This is a genomic window from Pseudoalteromonas sp. JC28, from assembly GCF_013319255.1.
In the GTDB taxonomy this organism is placed as follows: Bacteria; Pseudomonadota; Gammaproteobacteria; order Enterobacterales; family Alteromonadaceae; genus Pseudoalteromonas.
The window spans coordinates 45,968-71,523 of record NZ_QOKX01000006.1 but is presented as its reverse complement, the minus strand read 5'-3'; the positions used below and the strand labels follow the sequence as shown (position 1 = coordinate 71,523).

The following is a 25,556-nucleotide window of genomic DNA, read 5'->3' as shown; positions in this document are numbered from 1 at the left end:
GATGAAAGAACTGAATTTAAATCAAGTTCAAGAAGTAAATGGTGCCGCTTGGACATCCGATCATTTAATTGCTGGTGGCCTTGATGGTGGACTGACTGGTGCAGGTGCTGCTGCTATTTATGTTGGTCTGGCAAGCAACCCTATTGGTTGGGTTACTGCTGGCATCATTGGCGTAGGTGCTGCGGGTGGCGCACTTTACTATGCTTTGGCTAAATAAGGAGTTAAGAACATGAGAGAATTGAAAAAAAATGAAGTTATACTAGTTGATGGTGCCGTTTCTGTATCAGGTCTTTGGGAAGCTGGTATTAAAGGTGCTATTGGCGGAGCTGGGTTTGGTGCTACAGTCGGATTTACACTCGGTACTGCGTCTACAGGAATTGGCGGTGCACCTGCTGGTGCTGTACTGGGGCTTATGGGTGGCGGTATTGGCTTTATAAGCGGCACTGTTAGTTACGCATTAATGCAGTAACTTTATTCAATTGGGGTGGTTTTATCACCCCAAATCAAGGGTGAAAATGAAAAGAAGCTTTTATAATTCAGCACTTGTTTTTTTTATCTTTTATGTACCTATTTTTTTATTTTGGGGTGATTTTTATGTTTTTTTGTTAGCTTCGTTGTTTTATGTTGCTCTAACATTTAGACGTTTATTTTATTTCGAAAAAAATGAAGCCTTTTGTTGTTTCTGTCCTTTTTTGCCTGCTGTTAAAATTAACTCTATTGAGTTAGTTGATGGAAAACTTTTTATCAACGGTTCTTCAAGGGTGTTGTATATGTTGGAGTCTAAAAAGAACATTGAAAAAATGGCTAAAGAAATTGCTATTTTTTTAAATAGTCGCCCCTGAAACCAATTTAATTCATTGAATTACTTGAAGATCTAAACGATCTTACTACCCTCTAATTGCAGCTTTTTTGAATCACACAACCAAAACATTGCAATTTGAGTGTAAAAATAAAACCAAAACCAACCGCGCAAACACCACAAAAGCACCTGTTTCAAATCGAGCTTATTGATATTGTTTCACCCCGTCATGAGCTAGTGAAGCTAGCAAAACTCATTGACTGGCAGCGTCTAGAGGTCGAGTTCAAACAGCATTATGGCGATAAAGGCGCTGGCGCCAAGCCTATTCGTCTGCTTGCGGGCCTCGAATACCTGAAACAAATTCACAAATTGTCTGACGAAAATACGGTAGCCATGTGGTGTGACCACCCATATTGGCGAAAATGGGGTTGAATTAATGCTGTCACTCACGGTAGATGCGGGCCTTAAAAGTAATATTATTAAGCCTTCAAGCTTACGGGAAGTAGTCTTAGACAGCACCATCATGGAGAAAAATATCACCCATCCAACCGACAATAAACTACTAGAAAAATGCCGTGATAAACTGGTTGGTTTCGCTAAGCAAGCCGGTATTCGGCTTAGACAAAGTCATGAACGAGTTGGCCCTAAGACCGCACAAAAAGTAGCGCGCTATGCCCATGCCAAGCAATTTAAACGCATGAAGAAGCTCAAAAGCCACACATTGCGATCGATGGTAAAGTGCTTCGAGGTTGTTGGAAAGACAATGTGTACAATGCGCTAAATGTGGTTAGTGCATTTGATGAGGCTGAATTTGGCCTCATTTTTCTAGATAACGTAGTAGAGAGAATAGAATGAATAACATCCTAGAAAAGCCATATAAGTTTTCATTATCTATATTATTACTTATATTAATCCCTTTTTTGTTTCATCTTAAATTAGATGCTGCCAGCATCCTAGCATTACTTAGCTTCATATCAAGTCTTCTCATTATAAATTCAATATTTATGAACCGCATTGTGCATTTTAAGATCGCAGAATGGATAATTTACATCATGGTCTCATTATTTTATTTGTCTATAATGGATAAGTTTCCTGCATTTTTTATTTTTTGCATGGTTGTTTCTATCTATATCCTAAAAGTATCTATATCAAAAATAAATGACGAAGAAGGGTGAACCACTAACTTTATAATGATCAATTCCAACTACGCACTTTCCATTTATAATTTTCAAACTTGTTGGACTGATAATGTACCCATACGACCTCACTGCGAGATTATACCAAGACGAGATCATGAAAGTTTTATTATGTTCATCCTTAAACCAATTGAATTACTTGAAGATCTAAATGTTCTTACTACTCTCAAATTACAGATTTTTTGAATCACGCAACCAAAACATCGTAATTTGAGTGTAAAAATGACACCACAAAAACACCCGTTTTAATTCAAGCTTCTTGATATCGTTTCATCGCATCATGAGCTGGTGAAACTAGCAAAGCTCATTGATTAGCAGTGCTTAGAGAGCGGATTTAAACAGCGCTATGGCGATAAAGGCGCTGGCGCGAAGCCTGTCCGCCTGCTCACGGGCCTCGAATACCTGAATAAAACAAATTCACATACTGTCTGACGAAAACACCGAATGACTCCGAGCATTAAGAAGAAGCTCAAGCGGCGCAATGCGGTAGAGCCAATCATCGAACACACAAAACACGGGTGGTAACCTGGCTCTTAACCGCTCAAAAGGAAAGCTCGGTGATAGGCTTAACAAAGTGCTGCAGGCGTAGGCCAAAACTGCCGTAAAATTTTAGCCCAATAGCGGCTTTTTTATGCCTTTTTTATCAGTTATTAGCTGTGCGAAGCGCTATGCAATAACAAAATTTTGGATAAAGATAATACTAATTCTGGATTTATTTGGTTCGGCAAACCTAAGCATTAAATCGTCAACATTCAGGAACGACCACTTAGGTTTTTTCATAATTGAAAATATGAAAACCGACATTGAAATTTAATACAACCATTAAAATAAAAAATATTACTTGGGAAGTTACACTGTTTAATTCACAACAAACTTTAGCGTTAAATAATACCCGACAAAAACTCAATTACAAAACCATAATCAAAGTAAAAACTTATAAAATTATTGAAAATAAAAACAATTAACATTACTTACTAAAAATCCAATTATTTATATAATAATTACATCCGAACTTACACAAAAAACACTACCATTTAACTCATGAATTTTATTAGACATTTGACCCTTGCTCTAGCCAAACGAAATGATTTTTCGAAGGACCCCATCTCACCTCTTCAACAACCCCTCTACAACTAACATAAAAAACTTAACTAAGACTAGGCTAATTTATAACCTATCTTGGAGTAAGCTAACTGCATCAGTATCTACCGAGTACAACGATTAGTTTTAAACCATTTAAAACTGGATAGTATAAAACAATTCAACTCCCCTCATCCTTCAACCCTTTAAAAACAAAATAAAAAATAACTAAACCAGATAAGGCTATATAATAATCAACAGCTTGAAGGCTACCTACTTCATCAACCCTTTTACTCAAGAAAACAAAAACACTATATAAAACCAAGGAAAGAAATGAATAATCACCACTCTTTTTTCTATGAATTAAGCCATGAAAACAAACCAAACTTAATAATACACCAGGCAAAAAGAACACTAAATCACCAAATTTAGGTTGATGAACACCAACCATGACACTTTGTATCATTGCAACAAAGAAAACAAAAAAAATACTATTGATTACAAAAATTGATACTTTAATACTCATTTTTTCTCTCTCAAAAAGATAAAAATAAAGGGGAAGAAGTTCTTCCCCATTCTATTTTATGAATAAATAGCTAATAATCCACCAGTAATTGCACCACCTGCGGTACCAATTGCAGCTGCCGTCGCCACATTCCCCCAAGTTAATGCAACGGGGATAAATAGAAATGCAAATCCACCATTAACTTGCTGTACTTGACCCATTGATAATGTATTCATTCAATTACTCCTTTTTTAATTTTTAATTGCATTATAAGTTGCAATACCAGATATAATCGCAGAAAAAGCTGCGACTTCACCATAAACAGCAATGGCAAAGAACAAAGGTACAGCGCCACCATTTACTTCTTGAATTTGATATTTTTTTATTTCTTTCATTTTAACATCCATAAAAATTTAAATTTAGCTAAAAACCATATTCAATATATTTTAAGAATAAATAGCTAATAATCCACCAGTAATTGCACCACCGGCAGCACCAACAGCTGCAGCCGTTGCTACATTACCCCAAGTCAAAGCGACTGGAATAAATAAGAATGCAAATCCACCATTAACATGTTTAACTTGTTCCATTGACAATGTATTCATTTTATTATTCCTTATTTTTTGAATCCACTTCTAACAGCATTATAGGTAGCAATTCCTGAAACAATCGCAGAAAAAGCTGCAACCTCACCATAAACAGCAACGGCAAAAAACAGAGGTACAACCCCTCCATTAACTTCCTGAATTTCACATTTATTAATTTCTTTCATTTTTTTCTCGCATTTATTAAAAATCAAATTACCTCACCACCATAAATCCTAGGTAGCATTTATATATAAGGGAAAATTAAAAACTCACCCTGAAACAAAATTTAATTCAAAACAAAACAACTGTCAAACATATAGAAAAAAATAAAACCTTATAAAACAACAAGAAGTAGAAACATAATAAATACATAACCTTTAACATCTCTACTTAACAAATAAAATCATTAAAAAACACAAAAAAAACATAAGAACCATAATTTTATTATTGTAAATATTAAGAAAAAACCAAAAGACAACAAAGACACTGTAAGTCTAATAGCAAAATAAAATCACAACCATTAAAAACTTAACAACTTATAAAACAGTCAACCCAAATGTTTTTTATTAAAAAAACTTCAAAACAAAAAAAGAAACAGCATAACAAAACGAATAAAGAGAAACATCTAAAAACAACAACCAGAAATTAAAATCATCACTAAAAAAAGAAACCTCCCAATTAAAATATGACACAACTAAAACATACATAATCGCTGATACCACTATCAACATTTCAAACTCCAAAAGTTCATCAATAGTAAATAAAACCCCATAAAAGGGGTTTTTAGTTTCATCTTAAAAATAAGTCGTGATATCGATAGGCCCTAAGCATGGGTCTGAAGGATAAAACGGCCCTTGATACCTTGGCGCTGTTGTAGGCAGGGAAGTACTGCCGCCATAAATTTTTTCTAATTGATATGTTAATTCAATCATTTCTCGTACCTTTTGATTAGTTTTGTTCATTTTATTTTCCTTATTACCTCAAGCTCCCGAGTGAGAGTGATTACTCGAAATCGTTTACTAGCTCAGAACAAATTCTCCACCAGCAGAAGTATCTGTATAAGGCTCATTTTCAATATTTAACTTACACACAGGTGCTTGTGTTGATTCACCCATAGGCATTTTCCTAGCCTCATAAATATCCTTATCCACCTCAACAGCTTCACCATATCGAAGCTCGATCACACGATCAGCACTGGCTATGGTTTCAGGGCGGTGAGCGATAATGATACGAGTTATATCTAAAGACTTAACTGCAGTATTAACTGCATATTCAAGCTTGGTATCAAGATTACTCGTAGCCTCATCCATAAATAAAATTTTAGGTTTGCGATATAACGCACGAGCTAATAGTAGGCGCTGAATTTGACCACCAGATAGTGCAGCTCCCATGTCACCAACCAGCGTGTTATAACCCATAGTCATATTAGCAATATCTTTATCTATAGCTGCAACCTGAGCAGCCCACTCTACTTGCTTCATATCTAACTGCGGATCAAAAAATGAGATGTTATCGGCTATTGATCCAGATAGTAGCTGATCATCTTGCATAACTCCGGCTATTTGAGAGCGATAGCTACCTAAACCTAATTGACGAATATCTTGATTATCAACCAATACCTTTCCATCATCAGGCTCAAAAAGTCCAAGCATAATTTTTGCGAGCGTTGTTTTACCACAACCAGAAGGGCCTATTATTGCAACAGATTCACCAGCTTCAATTTGCAAATTAAGTGATTTAAAAATAGGTGCGTCTTTTTGGTTATATTTATAGGCAATATTTTGTAGCTCAATCTTTCCCGTTAATGGAGAGCCTGATATTTTTCGCTCAATATCTTGTTCTTTATCCGTGAGTGTAATATCACCTAAGCGATTGAAGTGCAGGTTCAGCATTTTAAATTCAATGGCTTTCTCAACAAGACCTGCCATTTTTTCTACGAACTGTCTTTTATATGCCATAAAGGCAAATAACATCCCTACCGTTAGGTCGCCATCCATCACTAATAAAGCAGCAAAATAGATAACCAGTACGTTTTCAACGCCAAAAATAACTTTATTTACTGCTTCATACCCGATATTTAAATGTCCAACGCGTATACCTGCGTTCAGACTATCCGCATATTTATTATGCCAAACACTTTGTCTTTGTACTTCACGACCAAATAGCTTTATCGTTTGTATTCCGCGAATGGTTTCCATGAAGTTAGATTGCTCTTTTGCAGAATTCACAATGACTTCTTCCGACATTTGCCTCAATGGTCGGTACATTGCAATTCTGAAAATGGCATATAACACAATGGCAACTAGCACTACGAAGCTCAATTTGGGGCTGTAAATAAAAATCATCACTAGTGTGGCAATTGCCATAATACCATCGATGATAACTTCAATTACTCCCTGAGTTAGTAGGTCTTTCACTTGTTGTAATGAGCCAAAACGCGAAACCACATCACCAATATGGCGCTTTTCAAAGTACTTTAAAGGTAAGCGTATTAAATGATAAAACAGGTTGGAGCCAAGCTGTATACTCATCAAGTTTCCAAAGTGTAATAGCAAAACACTCCGAACGGCACCAGTTATCATTTCAATTAGCATAAGAAGGCCAAAGCCTATCGCCAATATCGCGAGTAAGTTCTTGTCGTAGCTGAGCACAACTTCGTCGACAACTAACTGCATATAGTAAGGACTTGCAATCGCGAACGCCTGGAGTAATACCGATAAAATAAACACTTTACCAAGTGTTGATTTCATCCCAGTCACCTTGCTCCAAAAGTCAGATAACTTCAAGTTTACTCTCGTATCCTCAGAGCGAAACTCCTCTGTTGGATTTAGCTCTAAAGCAACACCAGTAAAATGCTTAGAAAACTCGCTTAATGTATATTTTCGTAAACCAACTCCAGGGTCATGTATTTCGACTCCGCGACTTGAAACTTTTTTTAATACCACAAAGTGGTTCATATCCCAATGTAAAATGCAGGGGGTCTTGAGCTTAGGTAGATGCTCTAAGTCTAGCCGTAGTGCTCTTGTGCTAAACTTTAACTTATCAGCAATCTGCATCAACTCTTCTAAATTTGCTCCTTTGAGTGATATTTCGTGTTCACGTCTAAGCGAAGTAAGATCGGTTTTATGACCATGGTATGCCGCTACCATAGCTAAGCTAGCTAAACCACATTCAGCGGCTTCAGTTTGCAAGATCACAGGTAGACGCTTATTGCCACTAAATCTCAATAAATGCATAGGATTTTCCATTACAACGCTCCTTTGATGCTGTAAATTGGTTCAAATAACCACTCAAATAATGAGCGACTATCAACCATAATGTCGGCTTCTAGTAACATTCCAGCTTGGAGCGGAACTGTCGCGCCATAGGCATTAGCAGACTGAGATTTAAGACTTACAACTACTTGATATACCGGTTCTCGCAAAGATACAGGGGCATTTGCTTCATTAGGTAATAAAATTGATTTAGAAACTGTATTAATATGCCCTTCATATATGCCAAAGCGCTGATATGGAAATGCTTGGTAACGGATCCGAGTAAGCTGCTCGGGTTTTACAAAGCCATAAGCTCTCGTTGGCACAAACAAAATAGCCTCCAACTCCGCATTATGCGGCAAGACAGTCATTATGGGAGTTTGTCCATTTGCAACCATCCCCGGTTTAACAAGTAGATTGCTAACTTTGCCATCCATTTGGCTCAGTATATTGTAGCTCTGCTGGCCTTGTGCTTGTCTGATTTGTTGGTTGATACTTGCGAGTTGTGACTGAAGGCTTACTTGTTTTTCTCGATGATCTATAGGTAACTGCGCTAGCTCATATTGAAGTTGACTCATCTGTTCTCTTTGACTGGATAGCCGCGACAACAGCTCTTCTTGCTGCTGAGTAATTGCTAATAAGTTGTCTTTTTGAGTCTTTAAGTCATTACCTGAGGCAAACCCCTTTGTGATAAGTGCTTCTGCATTTTTGACTCGCTCATCGCTAAGCGCTACTCGCTCGGATAGTAGTCGTAACTGGTTTTTAGCCTTTTCTAGCTGAATTGATAAACTTGCGATCTGAGACTCAAGTTTATCCTGATTCATATCTCTCAATTTTATTTGATTCGCAAGATTTTCTTGCAATAGCTGCTTTTGCTTTTCCAACTCAGTGACAATCGCGGCATTCATGTCTGCACCAGAAGTCAGTACCCGCTCCATACGGATCGTTGCGAGCACTTCACCTTTCTTAACAGACTGACCTTCTTCTACCAGGACTCTATCAACTACCCCTGTGCCGAGCGGATAAATTTTACTAACCCCCTGAGTTGGTCTCAGGTAACCAGAAACCACTTCTTTTCTGTGGTACTCTCCTAGGAATAAATAAGCGCAACCTATAACTACGATAAGTACAATTACACCTAGTATCCAGTTGAATGACATATGAGTAGCGAGGGTAACTTCACCATCTAGTTTATGCCCTTGATGTAATAACGCTTCTTTTCTGAATAAGTCAGACATTATGCCACCTTATTGTCAGGCAACGCTGCAGAGTTAAAAATTCTCCATTCGTCGTTATCACGCGTCATCATGTGAACGTTGCTTGATACCTGAACAACTTCATTACCTTCAATTGTCGCTTCAAACCTTAAGCTATCTCGCACAATTAATAGGTCAGGTTGCTTTGAGATAAGCTCAACACCTTGTAATGAAAGTTTGAACTTAAATTGCTGTCTCATACCAGAAAACTGCTGATAATTTGCTTCAATAAGTGGAGAGTTACTACAATAAAATTGCGCTAAGTTATCTAACTCACCATTACATATTAGTTCGTAGTAATTATTAAAGTATTCTTCTAACGTCATTTTTAGTGCCTATTCAAACTAATAAAGTGGTTTGATAATGCCTATAGTTCACTTACATTTCAAACAAGCAAAAAAATAAAAATAACCATAACTAACAACAAGTTGACTCAAAGCATTATGAAAGGATATGGATATTATTTGATAATATTAGGGTTGTTTTGAAGGCTAGTCGGCAGACGTATTACATGGTGCAAGCGCTAAATAAACCGGTTTTCCACTTAAGCTTGAGTGCATGTTTATTTCATCTTCACTTGATTTCCAAAAAAATATATTCGATCGAGTGTGATAAAACTGAACCGCAAAACCAGTACTTTCATCATCTGTACAAATAAAATAATCTACAGAGATGTCAGGGTACGTATTGGACTGTTCAAATATCATGTACCCGTAACTTGCATTGGGTGTGATCTTGAGTATTCTCTTGCCAGTAGTGAGTTGAGGCGTATCTTTAAGCGCGTACTGTATGATTCCGCTGGAGTGTGAAAAGAAAGGCTTAAAATGGCTATCAGTCGAGAGGTACTCAAATAGTACCTCTTCCTTATGAACGGGTCCTTGTTCAATTTGATTGCGTATTGACTTCACTCCCCCTCCGGCCAAAATGTATTCCACTGGCTGAGGGATAAAAGTTAACTCTTTAATAAGTATAACATTGGTTAAAAGCCAAACAGCACGCATCAATCGAGCGACCCTTTTAGTTTACATAAAATGCTTTGTGGTTTTATCGTCCATACCACAGGCCATGCTGTCCTGATTACACATCACGCTGTAGGTCAATAGCTCCTTTACTATTTCATTAGTACCAGCACCATTAACGCTAGATGCTTGTGATTTAGTGAGTTGCTTTAGTTGCTTTTTTTTAATTGAAAGTTTCATTTTTTTATTCCGTTTTATTGTAGAGCAAGGTCTAGCATAGCGATAAATCAAAAACTTGCTATTAGCAAAACCTTAGGAAAGCTAATTTGAATATTAGGATAAGTATCTCAATAAGTTTGACTGGATAAATTAGATCCCCTAGACTAAGTTTTCCTTATTACATCTGCATTTCTCGCATATGTACCAGCCCGAGGCACCGCCATGCTCTCGGGCTTTTTTATTTGGTCTCAAAGACCGTGATTGCATTTTGCTTACGTGTGATAGCAAAAGTTAGATAACTGCCATCATTATCGATTAGCCTCATATTTAACAGATTTCCTTGTTCACTAGGATCGTAGGACTTTAGTTCATTTTGCGATAAAGCTTCGGGGTCAAACTCCATTAGCTTTTTACCGTCAAAGTAAATTAACTCTGCTCCAAATAATGTAAAGTTGGGGAAAAATGGTTCAACGTAGGTGCTTTGCCCAGTAAATGCTCCCTCTTCGAGATCGTATAGCCGTACCTCTCTGAAAAAATTCTGCGTAATACACTTTGACTCTGTAAAGCAGGTAAACCAAAGAACATCTCTTATCGGCAGTAGGCGTTGCTTTCCAGTCATACTGTCTATAAGAAGCGCTCTATTTATCTTGCCCTTTTGTACCACTACAGCTATCTGAGAATCATTAGACGCTTCAATCTCAACCACTTTCTCATCAAATGAGAATTCATTGACTAACTTACCAGTGAGGTCAAACACCTTGATATCTTTATCTAATCTTATATAAATCAATGAATTACTTTTATTCACCTTAACCCGATAAGCAAACTCATCTAACTGTACTTGGCGAATAACACGGCCTTGCTTGTCTAAAAAACTAAGTAAATGCTCATTAATATGATCAACATTGGAAATAACAACAAATTGATCCATATTTTCCAATGCAGCGGCATCTCTGGCCCCTGTAATATCCAGCTGCTTGACAAGATCTTTTGAATACAGTGTAGTTACCACTTCAAAGTCTTTTTGTTGCGCCAAATATTTATCTTTTGCTACACGCCAAATATTCCTATACTCGACTGATGAGTTATTTTTGATGTTCTCAACTTCAACTCCCTGATCGATGTCAAATGCTTTGACACTTTGGGACAGTAAATCAAACCAATATAACTGGTTATCAACAATCGTAAAGTTGTTTACGACTCCTGTAATGGTTGCTACCTGGACTAGGTTACTGCCTTCAACATCGGTATAAAAAACTTCTGTAAACTCACTTTGCATCCGTTTGAAATACACTCGTCCGTTACTGGAGTCATAATGCAGTAATTGATCGCCAAATGAACTTGCGTTTGGAGAAGATATTCTAAACTCAAGCTCTCTTTTTCTATCGAAAATATAAAGTGCAGCAGTATGGCTCTTTTCACGAAAGCCTAGCTTGTCGTAGAGTAGATAACGATTATCAACTTCTAATAGGTTGCGAATTTGCTTATCACATCCCATTACTTTTTGCGCATCAGTTTCCTTCAAATAATCAATACGCCATATGGCACAAGCACCATCTGCAGTTTTCTCTCTGTAGAATAGGTGCGAAAGAGAAGTAGAAAAACCTAAAGGCTCTACACTGCTGTCAGGAAAAGTAAATTTCTTTGCATCATCGTGTTTCATCGAACGAACAACAATAGATTTACTCGTGTCAGATTCCGACAAATAAGCATAATAATTGCTGTCAGGGTGCAATATTAAATAACTGTAATATGCCTCTTGCCAAGTGATAGCTCGCTCCTCAAAACTATCAAATGAATGCTCTTTAAAAGCGCTGAGCCCTTGATTCTCATTTTTTTTAGCAGGGAGGAAATAAAGCATTGATAGCGTGATTGCTACAACAAGAAGCATTAAGCCAATTAGTATTGTGGAGTAATTTTTTTTAGATTTTTTAGTGGGTGGTGGGGTTACTTCTGGATTACTAGATTGGCCGCCATCTTCAAAAAGAACAATTTCTCTATCTACCGCTAAGCTATAACCTTTACGGTAGTGAGTCTTAATAATAACGCCTTTGAACTTTTCTGACTTTAGCAGTTTTCTGAGTTCAGAGATCGCTCTATTTATTGCGTTATCATCAACATAATGCTGACACCAAACGTCATCAATTAAGTCTTGTCTAGTTATAATTTGATCGATGTTAAGTAACAAATAGCAAAGAATCTTATAAAGCAGTGGCTCTAATTCTCTACTTTCGTCACCATCAGTGATTGTTTGCTTTTTGGGATCTAAAGTCCATTGAGCAAACTTAACAAATTGGACTGTTCTAGTGAAATTTACTTCTTTCATCACTTTTCCGTGCTTTACCTCATCCATGAAGCCTGCGAGTTTCCATTATCGAGAAGACAATACCTATTCTAAGATAACAAAGTTATTTTTCAATAAATACGAACAATTAAAGTAGCATAAAATATAACTTTACCAACCACATTTAACCTAAAACTTAACGTTAAAAACAATAAGTTCAAGGAAATACGCTCACTTATACCCATTACAAATACAAAAGACAATATCGAACCATTATTTCTTTTTTATCATGTAAAAAATGTTATTTTTTCTGGATATTTCAAAGTTCAGAGTACCAATAAAAAATAGAATATAAAAACAGAAAGTTACAGCCCATTCTATATAAAAAGAAGCAAGTGATGCTGTTCAATGCTTGAACAACTCTCGATACCTATTTGCATCGATGCATGCATAACAAATCTTCCTAGTATGGGAATGTCTATAAAGCTTTACACGTTGTCAGCTAGAAATAGTGTGAAGAAATAACTTAGCAGATCCGCTCTCACACCCGACTACTACCTCAGTATCTACGTACCGCAAGGCAAAATTAAGCCATTTAATTGATTTAAATGGCATGGTATATCCGCCCTAAAATTTAATGCAATGGCTCTAATAGCTAGATAGCAAGCCCTTAGCTCTTTACCTGTACGCATAAAAAAACCCACGCGATGCGTGGGTTTCCAATAACCAGATAGGTGGTTGCTTATTTGCGCAGCTGGCGAATAACGCGTAGTTGAGCAAGGGCTTCTTCTAGTTGTACTGCAGCTTGTTGGTAATCCAACTCACCGCTAGTACCAGAAGCCATTTGCGCTTGCGCTTCACGTTTAGCTTCTTCAGCAGCTTGCTCGTCAAGCTCTTCCGCACGAATAGCAACGTCCGCTAGAACAGTTACTGTTTGTGGTTGAACTTCAAGCGTACCGCCTGCAACGTAGATAACTTCTTCTGAGCTATCCGCTTTAACCAAACGTACCATACCAGGTTTTAGGCCAGTCAGTAGTGGCGCGTGGCCTGGATGAATACCAAGCTCGCCTTCACTACCTGTCACTTGGATAGTAGTCACAGCGCCAGAGAACAAGCTCTGCTCTGCACTTACTACATCAAGGTGTACTGTCATTGCCATAACAACCTCCTAATTACATGTTTTTAGCTTTATCAACTGCTTCGTCGATTGAGCCAACCATGTAGAATGCCTGCTCAGGCATATCATCGAAATCACCGTTTAGGATGCCCTTAAAGCCAGAGATTGTGTCTTTAAGAGATACGTATTTACCAGGTGCACCTGTAAATACCTCAGCAACGAAGAACGGCTGAGATAGGAAACGCTGGATCTTACGTGCACGAGATACAACTTGCTTATCTTCGTCAGATAGCTCGTCCATACCTAGAATTGCGATGATGTCTTTCAGCTCTTTATAACGCTGTAAAACTGTTTGAACGCCACGTGCAGTGTCGTAGTGCTCTTGACCGATAACTTGTGGGTCAAGCTGACGTGAAGTTGAATCTAGAGGGTCTACCGCAGGGTAGATACCTAGAGACGCGATATCACGAGAAAGTACTACTGTCGCATCTAAGTGAGCAAACGTGGTTGCTGGAGATGGGTCAGTCAAGTCATCCGCAGGTACGTATACCGCTTGGATTGAAGTGATTGAACCTGTCTTAGTTGATGCGATACGCTCCTGTAGAACACCCATTTCTTCAGCTAGTGTAGGCTGGTAACCTACTGCTGAAGGCATACGACCTAGAAGTGCTGATACTTCAGTACCTGCTAGTGTATAACGGTAGATGTTATCTACGAAGAATAGTACGTCACGACCTTCGTCACGGAACTTCTCAGCCATTGTTAGACCAGTTAGTGCAACACGTAGACGGTTACCCGGTGGCTCGTTCATCTGACCATATACTAGTGATACTTTGTCTAGTACGTTTGAGTCATTCATCTCATGGTAGAAGTCATTACCCTCACGAGTACGCTCACCAACACCTGCGAATACTGAGTAACCGCTGTGCTCGATTGCGATGTTACGGATAAGTTCCATCATGTTTACGGTTTTACCTACACCCGCACCACCGAATAGACCAACTTTACCACCTTTAGCGAATGGACATACAAGGTCGATAACCTTGATACCAGTCTCTAGAAGTTCAACAGAGTTGCTCTGATCTTCGTATGATGGTGCTGCACGGTGAATAGACCAACGCTCTTCTTCACCGATAGGACCCGCTTCATCAATCGCGTCACCAAGTACGTTCATGATACGACCAAGTGTTGCTGTACCAACTGGAACCTTAATTGGCTCAGCTGTACCTTGTACTGGAGTACCACGACGTAGACCGTCAGTACTACCTAGTGCGATACCACGTACCACACCGCCACCTAGCTGCTGTTGCACTTCTAGTGTCAAACCAGCTAAGTCGCCTTCTGTAACTTTTAGTGCGTCATATACGGCTGGCACGTTGTCTTGTGGAAACTCGATGTCCACAACGGCGCCGATAATTTGGACGACCTTACCTAAACTCATGTCTATTCCTCTTATTAAACTTTGCCGAAGCGTTACACGGCAGCCGAACCGCTCACAATCTCACTGATTTCTTGTGTGATTGCGGCTTGACGTGCCTTGTTGTATACCAGCTGTAGCTCATCAATCAGGCCACCTGCGTTATCAGTTGCGGCTTTCATCGCAACCATACGGGCAGCTTGCTCAGAGGCAGCATTCTCAACTACGCCTTGGTAAACCTGAGACTCAATAAAGCGCACAATTAGTGTCTCTAAAATCGCCTCTGGGCTTGGCTCATATAAGTAATCCCAAGCGTGAGCTGATACTTCTTCTTCAGCTTTTGGCAAAGGTAATAACTGATCGATAACAGGCTCTTGTTTCATTGTGTTGACAAACTTATTGTACACAACGAATAAGCGGTCAATTTTGCCTTCTTCGTATGCATCTAGCATTACTTTTACAGGACCAATTACGTCCTGTATTGAAGGTGTATCTCCCAGCCCTGCCTTTTTGGCTTCAAGCGAACCACCAAAACGTTTAAAGAAACCAGCAGCTTTGCTACCTAGTGTTGCGAACGACGCCTCAACACCCTTTTCTTTCCACGCTTTCACGTCTTTCGCTACACGCTTAAACTCGTTTGAGTTTAAGCCACCACAAAGACCACGGTCTGTAGAGATAACGATATAACCAACTCGTTTCACATCACGTTCTTCTAGGAACGGGTGATGGAAATCAAGATTAGCCTGAGCAACACGACCGATCACTTTGCGTAAGTTTTCAGCGTATGGACGACTAGACGCTACGCGTTCTTGTGCCTTCTTCATTTTAGAAGCAGCAACCATCTCCATTGCGCTGGTGATCTTTTGAGTATTCTTGATACTCCCGATCTTGCTTTTTATCTCTTTTCCGCTGGCCATGACTCTCTCTCCGAATCTCGGTGAGTAGTTACCTACTCACCTTAATAACACATTACCAAGTTTGCGTAGACTTGAACTTCTCAAGAAGCTCTTTAAGCTGCGCTTCGATCTCGGCGTTGTAGTTACCAGTTTCATTGATTTGAGCCATTAGCTCTGCGTACTCGCTCTTAGCAAACGCGATTAGGCTTGCTTCGAAATCAAGGATCTTGTTGATTTCGATATCTTTTAGGAAGCCTTTCTCTACTGCAAATAGCGATAATGACATATCAGCAACAGACATCGGTGCGTACTGTTTCTGCTTCATTAGCTCTGTTACACGCTCACCGTGTTCAAGCTGTGCACGTGTTGCATCATCAAGGTCAGAAGCGAACTGAGAGAACGCCGCTAGTTCACGGTACTGAGCTAGCGCTAGACGGATACCACCACCTAGTTTCTTAACAATCTTAGTTTGAGCTGCACCACCTACACGAGATACCGAGATACCAGCGTTAACCGCCGGACGGATACCTGCGTTGAACAAGTCAGTTTCTAAGAAGATCTGACCGTCAGTGATTGAGATAACGTTGGTAGGTACGAATGCAGAAACGTCACCACCTTGAGTTTCAATGATTGGCAATGCCGTCAATGAACCTGTTTTACCTTTCACTTCACCATTTGTGAACTTCTCAACGTAGTCAGCGTTTACACGAGACGCACGCTCTAGAAGACGTGAGTGAAGATAGAAAACGTCACCAGGGTATGCTTCACGGCCTGGTGGACGCTTAAGTAGTAGTGAGATTTGACGGTAAGCAACAGCTTGCTTAGACAAATCATCATATACGATTAGTGCATCTTCACCGCGGTCACGGAAGTATTCACCCATAGTACAACCAGAGAACGGCGCTAGGAATTGTAGCGCTGCAGATTCTGATGCAGAAGCAACTACTACGATAGTGTTTGCAAGCGCACCGTGCTCTTCTAGTTTACGTACTACGTTAGCAATTGTTGACGCTTTTTGACCAACCGCTACGTACACACACTTAACGCCTGTGTCTTTTTGGTTGATGATAGCATCGATTGCTAGTGCTGTTTTACCAGTCTGACGGTCACCGATCACAAGCTCACGCTGACCACGACCAACTGGGATCATCGCATCGATAGACTTATAACCAGTTTGTACTGGCTCATCTACTGATTGACGCTCGATTACGCCAGGTGCGATTTTTTCAACTGGTTCAAAACCATCGTTATCAACAGCGCCTTTACCGTCGATTGGCTCACCTAGCGTGTTAACAACACGACCTAGTAGACCACGGCCTACTGGTACTTCAAGGATACGACCAGTTGATTTAACTTTTACGCCTTCTTTAAGGTCAGCGTATGGACCCATTACTACAGCACCTACTGAGTCACGCTCAAGGTTTAGTGCGATAGCATAACGGTTGCCAGGAAGCTCGATCATCTCACCCTGCATACAGTCAGCAAGACCGTGGATACGGATGATACCGTCGGTAACAGATACGATAGTACCTTCGTTACGCGCTTCACTTACAACTTCAAACTGCTCAATGCGTTGCTTGATCAGTGCAGAAATTTCTGTGGAATTAAGTTGCATGCTCTTTTTCCCAATTACGATTGTAGCGACGTCGCAAGACGATCTAACTTGCCGCGAACAGAACCGTCGATTACGGTGTCACCGGCTTTAATCACTAGGCCACTTACAATGGCTTCGTCGATGCTACAATTCAGCTTAACTTTGCGTGCGAAACGTTTCTCAAGTGCCGCGACCAATTTTGCTTGCGTATCATCTGCAAGCACTGTTGCTGAAACCACATCTACTTCGATTTCTTTGTCATAGTCTGCTTTTAATTCTGCAAACAATTCTGCAACAGCTGGGATGGCGGCTAAACGCTCATTTTCGGCCATCAGCTTGATAAGATTTTGACCTTGTTCGTTGAGTTGCTCAGCACATAACTTGATAATGATTTCAGACTGCTGTGATTCAGTAGCGATGCTACCAAGTAGCGCCTGAACCTGTTCGTCGCTGGTAACTTGACCAGCGAAGAACAGCATTTCATTCCAAGCTTCAACTGTGCCTTTTTCAACGGCAAGTTCAAAAGCTGCTTTAGCGTATGGGCGAGCGATAGTAGTCAATTCAGACATGCTCATACCCTCCTACTTAAAGCTCAGCGACAAGTTTTTCAACGATGTCACTGTGTGTGGCTTGATTGATTTCACGCTCTAAAATCTTCTCAGCACCTGCGATAGAAAGTGCAGCGACTTGTGAACGCAGCTCTTCTTTCACACGGTTGCGCTCAGACTCAATTTCAGAGTGTCCCTGAGCAATGATTTTTTCACGCTCTTGCTGACCACGAGTAGTCTCTTCGTCAACAATTAGCGCAGCACGCTTCTTAGCTTGTTCGATGATTTCAGCCGCTTGTGCTTTCGCTTCTTTCAACTGTTCAGCACCTTGTGCACGTACGCGCCCAAGTTCTTTCTCAGCTTCATCAGATGCCGCTAAACCATCTTCAATTTTCTTCTGGCGAGCTTCAATTGCATCATTTAGCGGTGGCCATACATATTTCATACAGAAAAGTACGAATACCGTAAACGCAATTAATTCACCGATTAGAGTGAGGTTAATATCCACAACCACTCCTCCTTAAAATAGTAAACTGTTCAAAAATTAGAATTAAAGTACGAACAGGATTACCATTGCGATACCAACACCGATCATTGCTACAGCATCGATTAGACCAGCAAGGATGAACATTTTAACCTGTAGTGAAGGCGCAAGCTCAGGTTGACGAGCACAAGCTTCAAGGAATTTACCACCCATGTTACCGAAACCGATAGCTGTACCGATTGCACCAAAGCCGATTAGTAGAGCAACAGCGATAAACTTAAGGCCTAATACTAGTTCCATTTTTTTCTCCAAAGTTTCAATTGTAAATTAAAGTTAAAGTTAATTTTTTAAAAAATCTGTTAGTGGTTGTCTGAGCTTGCCATGCTTAGGTATACGATTGTCAGCATCATAAATACGAACGCTTGCAATACGATGACCAAAATATGGAATACCGCCCAAATAAAGTGCAGTGGTAACTGCATTAAACCAATCGTACCGATCAAGATGAAAATCAATTCACCCGCGTATAAGTTACCGAACAAACGCAGTGCCAATGAGAATGGCTTTGCAACAAGAGCAATGGTTTCAAGTAACAAGTTACACGGAATCAAGAACAACATACCAATCTTGTTCTTAGTACTAAACGGATGAAGTGTTAGCTCAGCAATAAAGCCACCGATACCTTTGATTTTGATTGAATAACCGATCATCAAAATAAACACACCGATAGCTAGTGCTGCGGTCATGTTCACGTCAGTGGTTGGTACAATTTTCATGTACACATCGTGTGAATCCATACCAAACGCTTGCTCACCAACAAAGCCGGCAAAAGCAGGTAAGAAATCAACAGGAATTAAGTCCATTAAGTTCATTAAGAACACCCAAACAAAGATAGTTAGGGCTAAAGGAGCGATCAGTGCGCTTTTGCCATGATACGTATCACGTACGTTGTTACCAACGAATTCAACGATCATCTCGATAAAGCACTGGAACTTACCAGGAACGCCTATAGTGGATTTTTTAGCGGCACTTCGGAAGATCCATAAGAAAATAAGACCTAAACCGATTGACCATGCGAGGGTATCTATATTCCATGCCCAGAAACCACTGTCCGCACATGCTTTATTGAAGGCAAGACCGGCATCGGTCGAGCACATCTTGGCATTGGTCAAGTGGTGCTGAATATGGCTCGATATAGTAACTTCTTCTGCAGCCATGTTTTATCCCAAAAGTTAATGATTAAAAAAAATCAGGACCAACCATTGTGTCAGCATCACGAGCATATACGCGCCAAAGAAAGGCAGCATCATTACTGAAAAATGCTTAAAAATCAGTGCAAAGAGCACAACAGTTAGCAAAAATTTTAATCCATTTCCTCGTTTTATCGAGGAATATACTTGATTTGCTTTGCTTGCACCCATAAATCGAAAGGCGTAAGCAGCAAATACAAAATTAGGGAGTACCAACACAGCGCCGCCAGCTAATGCTGAAACTCCGGCTTGTACTCCCCAACCTATAAAAACGATTACTGCAGCGACTAATGCTACGATACCCTGAATCAAAACACCTTGTAATGCGGCTCGCCTGTATGGGCGGGCTAACGAATGAGTCACTTTATATTAACCTTAATGACGTTAAATTTTATCAGGGTATGAAAACTGGCGAAATTATACTTGTTTCTGCTTAATTTGCAACTTGACGAGGCGAAATGTGACGTTTTTTGGACGCCAAATAGGTCAAAATTTGTTAGGGAGGAAGGCTTAAATTAAAGCCTGTACAAGAGTGGCTATTTTTCCATCAAAGTTCTTAGTATTCTCGCTATTTCGCAGCATATCGGTGAGGAAATAGCGGCGCAAAATAAAGCACCGCATTCACGTATTAGTCAATTAGTTAAGTTTACCGTTATTCAGCTTCACTCATTTCAGAGTTAATACGCCCCAAAATACCATCAAGCTCATCCAAACTAGCATAGGAAATAACCAGTTTACCTTTGCCTTTTTGGTTATAGTTGATCTCAACTTTTGCGCCTAAGTTTTCCTGCAATTGCTGTTCAAGCAGCTTCACATCAGGATCTTTTTGCTTCGCTTCTTTTTTCTCAACAGGCTCTAAAATGGTGCGAACCAGTTTTTCGGTTTCTCTTACGGTTAATCCTTTGGCCACAGCAGTTCTTGCTGCTTCAGATTGCGCTTCACCAGTTAGGGCAAGTAAACAACGAGCATGACCCATTTCTATGTCGCCATGTTCCAACAAGATTTTTACATCATCGTTGAGATTGTTGAGACGAAGTAAATTGGTGACCGTTGTACGCGATTTACCCACCGCATCAGCAACCTGCTGATGCGTGAGTTCAAATTCATTAAGCAATCGATCTAGAGCAATTGCTTCTTCCATCGCATTGAGGTCTTCACGCTGAATGTTTTCAATAAGGGCAATAGCAACAGCCGCTTCATCCGGCACATCTTTGATTAAACAAGGAACGGTATCTTGCTTTGCCAGTTGTGCCGCACGCCAACGTCTCTCACCGGCAATAATTTCAAAGCTTTGCGTGGTAACTTTACGCACCACAATAGGCTGTAAAATCCCCTGTGAACGGATCGAACTCGCCAGTTCCTCAAGTGCCTGTTCAGACATATCTTTACGCGGCTGATATTTACCCGGCTTTAGCCACTCAATAGGTAATCGTTGTAACTCTTGTTCAACCACCGATTCGGCAGGTGCTTCACTGACTGTTGCAACCGCTTCTTGTTGATTAGGCACAGGTGCCGCAGCACTTGGATTAGGTTTAGCTGAGCTGAGTAGGGCATCCAACCCTCGGCCTAAACCACGTTTTTTAACCGACATGTTCTTTTTATCCTCTTAGGCAACCGCAGCTGCTTGCTTTTCTTTGCGTCTTAGCATTTCACCCGCTAGCGCTAGATAAGCTTTCGCACCGCTTGATGCTCTATCATAATACATCGCAGGCGCTCCAAAACTTGGCGCCTCCGCTAATCGCACATTACGAGGGATCACAGTCCGGTACACTTTATCGCCAAAGTGTTGTTTTAACTGCTCAGATACGTCGTTAGCTAGACGATTACGCGGGTCGTACATAGTGCGCAAAATGCCTTCAATTTGCAATCCTGGATTCACCAACTTACCGAGTTGGGTAATGGTGTCCATTAAAGCTGTTAATCCCTCCAGTGCATAATATTCACACTGCATCGGAACTAAAACCGCATCGGCGGCAGCCATGGCATTTACCGTTAGCATATTTAATGAAGGTGGACAGTCGATGAATATATACTCATATTTATCTTTTATCGTCTCAAGGGCGTTGCGTAGTCTCACTTCGCGCGCAAACAACTCCATCAGTTTGACTTCTGCCGCGGTTACATCCCCATTGGCTGCGATCAAATGATACTCACCACTGGTTTCTGTGGTGATCACTTGATCCATTGGCGCTTCTTCGATCAATAGATCATAAACCGTTGCGACATCGGCGTATTTATCAACACCACTGCCCATGGTTGCATTGCCTTGAGGATCGAGATCGATCAACAGAACTTTACGTTTAGTCGCCGCCATGGACGCGGCTAAATTCACCGCAGTGGTTGTTTTACCAACACCACCTTTTTGGTTTGCTATTGCAATGACTCTTGCCACATTGTCCTCGACAATTAATCTTTAGAAAGAATGATTAAATGGCGCTCACCTTCAAGCTTGGGCACCACTAAACTAATATCTTGCGATAAACTCACGCCGTTTGGTAATTGTTCTAGCTCATCCGCAGGGTATTGACCCTTTAGTGCTAAGAATACACCTTGGTTATCGATTAAATGTGAACACCACTGGATCATATCTTGTAGTGATGCAAAAGCACGGCTGAGTACACCGTCTAATTTAACACTTGGCTGATATTCTTCAACTCGAGACTGCACTGGGGTAACATTCTCAATGCCAAGCCCATGTTTTACCTGCATTAAAAATCGAACTCTTTTACCAAGGCTATCAAGAAGAACAAAATTGATGTCCGGTCTAGCTATCGCTAAAACCATACCCGGTAAACCCGGTCCGGTGCCAACATCAATATAGTTACTGCCCGTTAAGTGTGGCGCAACAACCAAAGAATCCATGATGTGTTTTACCATCATTTCTTTTGGGTCACGAACGGAAGTGAGGTTGTAGGCTTTGTTCCATTTATCCAGCAGCTGGACATATTCGACCAACTGCTGCTTTTGTTGTTCGCTGAGCTCGATTGAGGTATCAGCGAGTAATTCATTCAATTGTTCTAGTAACACAGTGTTCCACTGCTATTACGCCGACTTACGTAATAGCCCTTGCTTTTTCAGATACACTAATAATAGCGAAATAGCAGCAGGGGTGATACCAGAAATACGTGAAGCTTGACCAATCGTTTGTGGACGAGCATCACTTAGCTTTGCCACAACCTCATTTGACAGGCCGCTTACCAGGCTATAATCAAACTCAGCAGGCAGTAATGCCTCTTCATGACGAAGCTGTTTATTAATCTCATCTTGTTGACGCGCAATGTAACCGGCGTACTTAGTTTGGATCTCAACCTGTTCAAGGGCTGGAATATTATCAAACTCAGATCCTAATCCTTCGATTGCCATCAGGTCGTGATAATTAACCTCTGGACGGCGGATCAGATCTTCAAGACTGGCTTCGCGTACCAGTGGTTTTTTCAATAATCCATTTACCGCTTCAAGTGCAGGGTGATCTTTATGGATCCAAGTATTGCGCAGACGCTGTGCTTCTTGTTCCATAACTTCAAGCTTGTCGTTGTATGCAGCCCAGCGTTCATCGTCAACTAAACCTAATTCGCGACCTTTTTCCGTTAGACGTAAATCCGCATTGTCTTCACGTAGTAACAAACGGTATTCAGCACGAGAGGTAAACATACGATAAGGTTCTTTTGTACCAAGCGTTGCTAAGTCGTCAATCAACACACCGGCATAAGCTTCATCACGGCGCGGTGTCCATGCTTCACGGCCTTGAACTTGAAGAGCTGCGTTCATACCCGCAATCAACCCTTGGGCACCAGCTTCTTCATAACCGGTTGTACCGTTTATTTGACCTGCAAAGAATAAGCCATTGATAAACTTAGTTTCTAATGATTGCTTAAGGTCACGGGGATCAAAGAAGTCGTACTCAATTGCATAACCAGGACGACAAATATGCGCATTCTCAAACCCTTTAATAGAACGTACGATCTCCAGTTGGATATCAAATGGTAAGCTGGTGGAGATACCATTTGGATATAGCTCGTATGATGTTAAGCCTTCAGGTTCTACGAAGATCTGATGTTTTTCTTTATCAGCAAAACGCACAATCTTATCTTCGATGGAAGGGCAGTAACGTGGACCAATTCCCTCAATCACGCCAGCATACATTGGCGAGCGATGTAAGTTATTGCGGATCACATCATGGGTTTTTTCATTGGTATAGGTGATATAACAAGGGATCTGTTTTGGATGATCAGACACTTTGCCCATAAACGAGAAAACCGGAGTAGGGGTATCGCCTGGTTGCTCTTGCATCACTGAAAAATCAACTGTTCTTGCATCGATACGTGGTGGGGTACCCGTTTTTAGTCGATCAACTCTAAAAGGCATTTCACGTAAACGATCAGCCAAAGCGATAGATGGAGGATCGCCAGCACGGCCGCCTTTAAAGTTTTCTAAACCAATATGGATCTGGCCACCCAAGAAAGTACCAACCGTTAGCACCACTGAAGAAGCGCTAAAGCGTAAACCCATTTGAGTTACGACACCTTTGACCTGATCGCCTTCAACAATCAGATCATCACAAGATTGTTGGAAGATCTTTAAGTTTTCTTGATGTTGCAAAATGTCTTGGATCGCCGCTTTATACAATGCGCGATCTGCCTGAGCACGAGTCGCTCGTACCGCAGGGCCTTTCGATGAATTAAGCGTTCTGAATTGGATCCCACCTTTGTCGATTGCTTTGGCCATTGCACCACCAAGCGCATCGATCTCTTTAACCAAATGACCTTTACCAATCCCACCAATAGCTGGGTTACACGACATTTGGCCTAAGGTATCCATATTGTGTGTTAACAATAAGGTATTCATACCCATACGAGCAGCTGCAAGTGCAGCTTCAGTGCCTGCGTGTCCACCACCAACAACGATGACATCAAAATGTTCATGATAAATCATTTACGGGATCCTACTTAAAACAACCGAGCAAATTTAGAAAGGATGCGTATTCTACCTAGAATTAACCAGAAGTGAAATGGTTAAACTTTGCACAACGCAAAAAAGAGATCACTTAAAATATATAAGGATCTTTTTAAAGATCTTTATTGATCTTACTACTACTGATCCTTTGATCTGTGAATAGTTTTGTATTCCTGTTTAGATCCAACTGCTTAACTAAGATCAATTGGTGTGAATTAGATCGGATCAATGGGCTTAAAACCTTTGATCAACTTGCCATTTTATTCACAGGGCTAGATCTGAATTATTTTATCCAATGGATAAGTAAGCGTAGAACAGCAGTTAGATCATAGGTTATCCACAATACGATCTAAAATAGACTGAATTTGTGAATAACTTCTGTGTATTTCAATGTCGCGCCGTTAAGCGACACATTCAACAAACTTAGGTAACCAAGCAATAGCGGTATCTTCTGGTAGATCTGGGTGTAAAACATCGATCTTTTCTATGTCTAACAGCTGTGTCGCACCTTTTTCTTTAAGTAGATCAGCAAGATTAATAGCTGCATGATTAAAGGTGTCGTAACTTGAATCACCAATTCCCACTACCGCAAAGCGTAACTGGCTTAGATCTGAGCTCGCTTTTAGTGCTGATATAAAAGGTAATAAGTTTTCTGGATAGTCACCGGCCCCATAAGTTGATGTCACCACCAGCCAAAGTGCTTGCTGACAAGCTTCAAGCTCGGGTTTTTCATGCAAATTCACGGTATAACCTTGAGATTCAAGCGATTCCATTAGCTGTTCAGCAACGTATTCTGCTGATCCCATTTGGCTGCCTACAATAAGATCTAAAGTTTGCATTGTTACCCTTACCTAAGTCGTATTGCGCGCCATCTTAGCGTTTAACGTGAATATGTAAAGAGGGCTTTGAGGTTATTGGATAAAAATATTTGCACAAATAGTGTGTAATTTTTAGTGTTTTTACTTATCTATATGAAATAAAAACAGAAAATAAAATATTCCCAAGCTTAACTCGGTGATTTATTTGTGGATAATCTATGGGATAGCTGAGCCTAAAAATACTTTTTTAAGGCAAGGCTCATGCTTGAAACGGTAGGATCTCCGCTGTTTTTGAACAAATTTTGAGGTTGTGGATGAGGTGTTGTGGATAACGATCTAA

At 40.3% G+C, this 25,556-nt stretch carries 31 protein-coding genes; 5 read left to right on the top strand and 26 right to left on the bottom strand.

Annotated elements, in window-relative coordinates:
* Position 1: 1 nt before the first annotated feature.
* From DS891_RS14425 to DS891_RS14405, 5 genes are all read left to right on the top strand, one after another.
* Positions 2 to 217, top strand: coding sequence for a hypothetical protein (locus DS891_RS14425; RefSeq protein WP_010607033.1), 216 nt, complete (start codon positions 2 to 4; stop codon positions 215 to 217).
* A 12-nt stretch (positions 218 to 229) separates the two neighbouring features.
* Complete coding sequence (locus DS891_RS14420) at positions 230 to 469, top strand: hypothetical protein (RefSeq protein WP_010607034.1); 240 nt, start codon at positions 230 to 232, stop codon at positions 467 to 469.
* A 46-nt stretch (positions 470 to 515) separates the two neighbouring features.
* Positions 516 to 842: a hypothetical protein gene (locus tag DS891_RS14415; RefSeq protein WP_174170137.1), complete on the top strand. Its 327-nt coding sequence runs from the start codon at positions 516 to 518 to the stop codon at positions 840 to 842.
* A 95-nt stretch (positions 843 to 937) separates the two neighbouring features.
* Complete coding sequence (locus DS891_RS14410) at positions 938 to 1,231, top strand: hypothetical protein (protein ID WP_174170136.1); 294 nt, start codon at positions 938 to 940, stop codon at positions 1,229 to 1,231.
* 4 nt (positions 1,232 to 1,235) lie between these two features.
* Positions 1,236 to 1,580 carry a hypothetical protein gene (locus tag DS891_RS14405; protein ID WP_174170135.1) on the top strand — a complete coding sequence of 115 codons (345 nt, stop codon included), beginning with the start codon at positions 1,236 to 1,238 and terminating at the stop codon, positions 1,578 to 1,580.
* A gap of 1,676 nt (positions 1,581 to 3,256) precedes the next feature.
* Here DS891_RS14405 and DS891_RS14400 read toward each other — a convergent pair.
* The 26 genes from DS891_RS14400 to mioC all read right to left on the bottom strand — a co-directional run bounded on the left by DS891_RS14400 (position 3,257) and on the right by mioC (position 25,237).
* Positions 3,257 to 3,601: a hypothetical protein gene (locus DS891_RS14400; protein WP_010604131.1), complete on the bottom strand. Its 345-nt coding sequence runs from the start codon at positions 3,599 to 3,601 to the stop codon at positions 3,257 to 3,259.
* A gap of 56 nt (positions 3,602 to 3,657) precedes the next feature.
* On the bottom strand, positions 3,658 to 3,816 hold the full coding sequence (locus tag DS891_RS14395; RefSeq protein WP_157782771.1) for a hypothetical protein: 159 nt from the start codon (positions 3,814 to 3,816) through the stop codon (positions 3,658 to 3,660).
* A gap of 15 nt (positions 3,817 to 3,831) precedes the next feature.
* Complete coding sequence (locus tag DS891_RS14390) at positions 3,832 to 3,975, bottom strand: class IIb bacteriocin, lactobin A/cerein 7B family (RefSeq protein ID WP_081489933.1); 144 nt, start codon at positions 3,973 to 3,975, stop codon at positions 3,832 to 3,834.
* A 51-nt stretch (positions 3,976 to 4,026) separates the two neighbouring features.
* Positions 4,027 to 4,185: a Blp family class II bacteriocin gene (locus DS891_RS14385; protein ID WP_081489934.1), complete on the bottom strand. Its 159-nt coding sequence runs from the start codon at positions 4,183 to 4,185 to the stop codon at positions 4,027 to 4,029.
* Positions 4,186 to 4,196: 11 nt separating this feature from the next.
* The gene (locus DS891_RS14380; protein WP_081489935.1) at positions 4,197 to 4,352 is read right to left on the bottom strand and encodes a class IIb bacteriocin, lactobin A/cerein 7B family; all 156 of its coding nucleotides are present in this window, start codon (positions 4,350 to 4,352) and stop codon (positions 4,197 to 4,199) included.
* Positions 4,353 to 4,961: 609 nt separating this feature from the next.
* Entirely contained in the window at positions 4,962 to 5,099 is a 138-nt protein-coding gene (locus DS891_RS14375; protein ID WP_157782772.1) for a hypothetical protein, read from the bottom strand.
* A gap of 87 nt (positions 5,100 to 5,186) precedes the next feature.
* Positions 5,187 to 7,415 (bottom strand): peptidase domain-containing ABC transporter, encoded by a 2,229-nt coding sequence (locus DS891_RS14370; RefSeq protein WP_010604133.1) that lies wholly within the window; start codon positions 7,413 to 7,415, stop codon positions 5,187 to 5,189.
* Positions 7,415 to 8,659, bottom strand: a complete 1,245-nt coding sequence (locus DS891_RS14365) for an HlyD family secretion protein (RefSeq protein ID WP_174170134.1) — start codon at positions 8,657 to 8,659, stop codon at positions 7,415 to 7,417. The genes DS891_RS14370 and DS891_RS14365 overlap by 1 nt, the downstream gene beginning before the upstream one ends.
* Entirely contained in the window at positions 8,659 to 9,003 is a 345-nt protein-coding gene (locus tag DS891_RS14360; RefSeq protein WP_010604135.1) for a hypothetical protein, read from the bottom strand. Before DS891_RS14360 ends, DS891_RS14365 begins: the two co-directional genes overlap by 1 nt.
* A 165-nt stretch (positions 9,004 to 9,168) precedes the next feature.
* On the bottom strand, positions 9,169 to 9,681 hold the full coding sequence (locus DS891_RS14355) for a hypothetical protein (RefSeq protein WP_157782773.1): 513 nt from the start codon (positions 9,679 to 9,681) through the stop codon (positions 9,169 to 9,171).
* An 18-nt stretch (positions 9,682 to 9,699) separates the two neighbouring features.
* Positions 9,700 to 9,876, bottom strand: a complete 177-nt coding sequence (locus DS891_RS14350) for a hypothetical protein (RefSeq protein ID WP_157782774.1) — start codon at positions 9,874 to 9,876, stop codon at positions 9,700 to 9,702.
* 217 nt (positions 9,877 to 10,093) lie between these two features.
* Positions 10,094 to 12,181 (bottom strand): winged helix-turn-helix domain-containing protein, encoded by a 2,088-nt coding sequence (locus DS891_RS14345; protein WP_174170133.1) that lies wholly within the window; start codon positions 12,179 to 12,181, stop codon positions 10,094 to 10,096.
* Positions 12,182 to 12,881: 700 nt separating this feature from the next.
* Positions 12,882 to 13,298, bottom strand: coding sequence for a F0F1 ATP synthase subunit epsilon (locus DS891_RS14340; RefSeq protein ID WP_010604138.1), 417 nt, complete (start codon positions 13,296 to 13,298; stop codon positions 12,882 to 12,884).
* A gap of 13 nt (positions 13,299 to 13,311) precedes the next feature.
* Positions 13,312 to 14,697: a F0F1 ATP synthase subunit beta gene (atpD, locus tag DS891_RS14335; protein ID WP_010604139.1), complete on the bottom strand. Its 1,386-nt coding sequence runs from the start codon at positions 14,695 to 14,697 to the stop codon at positions 13,312 to 13,314.
* Between the two features lie 32 nt (positions 14,698 to 14,729).
* Positions 14,730 to 15,590, bottom strand: coding sequence for a F0F1 ATP synthase subunit gamma (gene atpG / locus DS891_RS14330; protein WP_017218545.1), 861 nt, complete (start codon positions 15,588 to 15,590; stop codon positions 14,730 to 14,732).
* A gap of 52 nt (positions 15,591 to 15,642) precedes the next feature.
* A complete protein-coding gene (gene atpA, locus DS891_RS14325) occupies positions 15,643 to 17,184 on the bottom strand; it encodes a F0F1 ATP synthase subunit alpha (RefSeq protein WP_010376884.1) in 1,542 nt (513 codons plus the stop codon).
* Positions 17,185 to 17,198: 14 nt separating this feature from the next.
* A complete protein-coding gene (atpH, locus tag DS891_RS14320; protein WP_010604141.1) occupies positions 17,199 to 17,732 on the bottom strand; it encodes a F0F1 ATP synthase subunit delta in 534 nt (177 codons plus the stop codon).
* Between the two features lie 16 nt (positions 17,733 to 17,748).
* Positions 17,749 to 18,219 (bottom strand): F0F1 ATP synthase subunit B, encoded by a 471-nt coding sequence (atpF, locus tag DS891_RS14315; RefSeq protein WP_010604142.1) that lies wholly within the window; start codon positions 18,217 to 18,219, stop codon positions 17,749 to 17,751.
* A 42-nt stretch (positions 18,220 to 18,261) separates the two neighbouring features.
* Entirely contained in the window at positions 18,262 to 18,495 is a 234-nt protein-coding gene (atpE, locus tag DS891_RS14310) for a F0F1 ATP synthase subunit C (RefSeq protein ID WP_010604143.1), read from the bottom strand.
* A 59-nt stretch (positions 18,496 to 18,554) separates the two neighbouring features.
* Entirely contained in the window at positions 18,555 to 19,412 is an 858-nt protein-coding gene (gene atpB, locus DS891_RS14305; protein ID WP_010604144.1) for a F0F1 ATP synthase subunit A, read from the bottom strand.
* Between the two features lie 15 nt (positions 19,413 to 19,427).
* A complete protein-coding gene (locus DS891_RS14300; protein ID WP_010604145.1) occupies positions 19,428 to 19,808 on the bottom strand; it encodes an ATP synthase subunit I in 381 nt (126 codons plus the stop codon).
* A gap of 289 nt (positions 19,809 to 20,097) precedes the next feature.
* Positions 20,098 to 21,036 carry a ParB/RepB/Spo0J family partition protein gene (locus DS891_RS14295; protein ID WP_174170132.1) on the bottom strand — a complete coding sequence of 313 codons (939 nt, stop codon included), beginning with the start codon at positions 21,034 to 21,036 and terminating at the stop codon, positions 20,098 to 20,100.
* A gap of 15 nt (positions 21,037 to 21,051) precedes the next feature.
* Positions 21,052 to 21,837 carry a ParA family protein gene (locus tag DS891_RS14290; protein ID WP_010376876.1) on the bottom strand — a complete coding sequence of 262 codons (786 nt, stop codon included), beginning with the start codon at positions 21,835 to 21,837 and terminating at the stop codon, positions 21,052 to 21,054.
* 14 nt (positions 21,838 to 21,851) lie between these two features.
* Positions 21,852 to 22,472 carry a 16S rRNA (guanine(527)-N(7))-methyltransferase RsmG gene (gene rsmG, locus DS891_RS14285; protein ID WP_010376874.1) on the bottom strand — a complete coding sequence of 207 codons (621 nt, stop codon included), beginning with the start codon at positions 22,470 to 22,472 and terminating at the stop codon, positions 21,852 to 21,854.
* 15 nt (positions 22,473 to 22,487) lie between these two features.
* Complete coding sequence (gene mnmG, locus DS891_RS14280; RefSeq protein WP_174170131.1) at positions 22,488 to 24,377, bottom strand: tRNA uridine-5-carboxymethylaminomethyl(34) synthesis enzyme MnmG; 1,890 nt, start codon at positions 24,375 to 24,377, stop codon at positions 22,488 to 22,490.
* Positions 24,378 to 24,799: 422 nt separating this feature from the next.
* Complete coding sequence (gene mioC / locus DS891_RS14275; protein ID WP_010604148.1) at positions 24,800 to 25,237, bottom strand: FMN-binding protein MioC; 438 nt, start codon at positions 25,235 to 25,237, stop codon at positions 24,800 to 24,802.
* Between the last annotated feature and the right edge of the window lie 319 nt (positions 25,238 to 25,556).

Bases quoted from the DNA above. Each gene is read 5' to 3' on its own strand.
- DS891_RS14425 (WP_010607033.1), top strand. From the start codon at position 2: ATGAAAGAACTGAATTTAAATCAAGTTCAAGAAGTAAATGGTGCCGCT.
- DS891_RS14420 (WP_010607034.1), top strand. From the start codon at position 230: ATGAGAGAATTGAAAAAAAATGAAGTTATACTAGTTGATGGTGCCGTT.
- DS891_RS14415 (WP_174170137.1), top strand. From the start codon at position 516: ATGAAAAGAAGCTTTTATAATTCAGCACTTGTTTTTTTTATCTTTTAT.
- DS891_RS14405 (WP_174170135.1), top strand. From the start codon at position 1,236: ATGCTGTCACTCACGGTAGATGCGGGCCTTAAAAGTAATATTATTAAG.
- DS891_RS14400 (WP_010604131.1), bottom strand. From the start codon at position 3,601: ATGAGTATTAAAGTATCAATTTTTGTAATCAATAGTATTTTTTTTGTT.
- DS891_RS14395 (WP_157782771.1), bottom strand. From the start codon at position 3,816: ATGAATACATTATCAATGGGTCAAGTACAGCAAGTTAATGGTGGATTT.
- DS891_RS14390 (WP_081489933.1), bottom strand. From the start codon at position 3,975: ATGAAAGAAATAAAAAAATATCAAATTCAAGAAGTAAATGGTGGCGCT.
- DS891_RS14385 (WP_081489934.1), bottom strand. From the start codon at position 4,185: ATGAATACATTGTCAATGGAACAAGTTAAACATGTTAATGGTGGATTT.
- DS891_RS14380 (WP_081489935.1), bottom strand. From the start codon at position 4,352: ATGAAAGAAATTAATAAATGTGAAATTCAGGAAGTTAATGGAGGGGTT.
- DS891_RS14375 (WP_157782772.1), bottom strand. From the start codon at position 5,099: ATGATTGAATTAACATATCAATTAGAAAAAATTTATGGCGGCAGTACT.
- DS891_RS14370 (WP_010604133.1), bottom strand. From the start codon at position 7,415: ATGGAAAATCCTATGCATTTATTGAGATTTAGTGGCAATAAGCGTCTA.
- DS891_RS14365 (WP_174170134.1), bottom strand. From the start codon at position 8,659: ATGTCTGACTTATTCAGAAAAGAAGCGTTATTACATCAAGGGCATAAA.
- DS891_RS14360 (WP_010604135.1), bottom strand. From the start codon at position 9,003: ATGACGTTAGAAGAATACTTTAATAATTACTACGAACTAATATGTAAT.
- DS891_RS14350 (WP_157782774.1), bottom strand. From the start codon at position 9,876: ATGAAACTTTCAATTAAAAAAAAGCAACTAAAGCAACTCACTAAATCA.
- DS891_RS14345 (WP_174170133.1), bottom strand. From the start codon at position 12,181: ATGAAAGAAGTAAATTTCACTAGAACAGTCCAATTTGTTAAGTTTGCT.
- DS891_RS14340 (WP_010604138.1), bottom strand. From the start codon at position 13,298: ATGGCAATGACAGTACACCTTGATGTAGTAAGTGCAGAGCAGAGCTTG.
- atpD (WP_010604139.1), bottom strand. From the start codon at position 14,697: ATGAGTTTAGGTAAGGTCGTCCAAATTATCGGCGCCGTTGTGGACATC.
- atpG (WP_017218545.1), bottom strand. From the start codon at position 15,590: ATGGCCAGCGGAAAAGAGATAAAAAGCAAGATCGGGAGTATCAAGAAT.
- atpA (WP_010376884.1), bottom strand. From the start codon at position 17,184: ATGCAACTTAATTCCACAGAAATTTCTGCACTGATCAAGCAACGCATT.
- atpH (WP_010604141.1), bottom strand. From the start codon at position 17,732: ATGTCTGAATTGACTACTATCGCTCGCCCATACGCTAAAGCAGCTTTT.
- atpE (WP_010604143.1), bottom strand. From the start codon at position 18,495: ATGGAACTAGTATTAGGCCTTAAGTTTATCGCTGTTGCTCTACTAATC.
- atpB (WP_010604144.1), bottom strand. From the start codon at position 19,412: ATGGCTGCAGAAGAAGTTACTATATCGAGCCATATTCAGCACCACTTG.
- DS891_RS14295 (WP_174170132.1), bottom strand. From the start codon at position 21,036: ATGTCGGTTAAAAAACGTGGTTTAGGCCGAGGGTTGGATGCCCTACTC.
- mnmG (WP_174170131.1), bottom strand. From the start codon at position 24,377: ATGATTTATCATGAACATTTTGATGTCATCGTTGTTGGTGGTGGACAC.
- mioC (WP_010604148.1), bottom strand. From the start codon at position 25,237: ATGCAAACTTTAGATCTTATTGTAGGCAGCCAAATGGGATCAGCAGAA.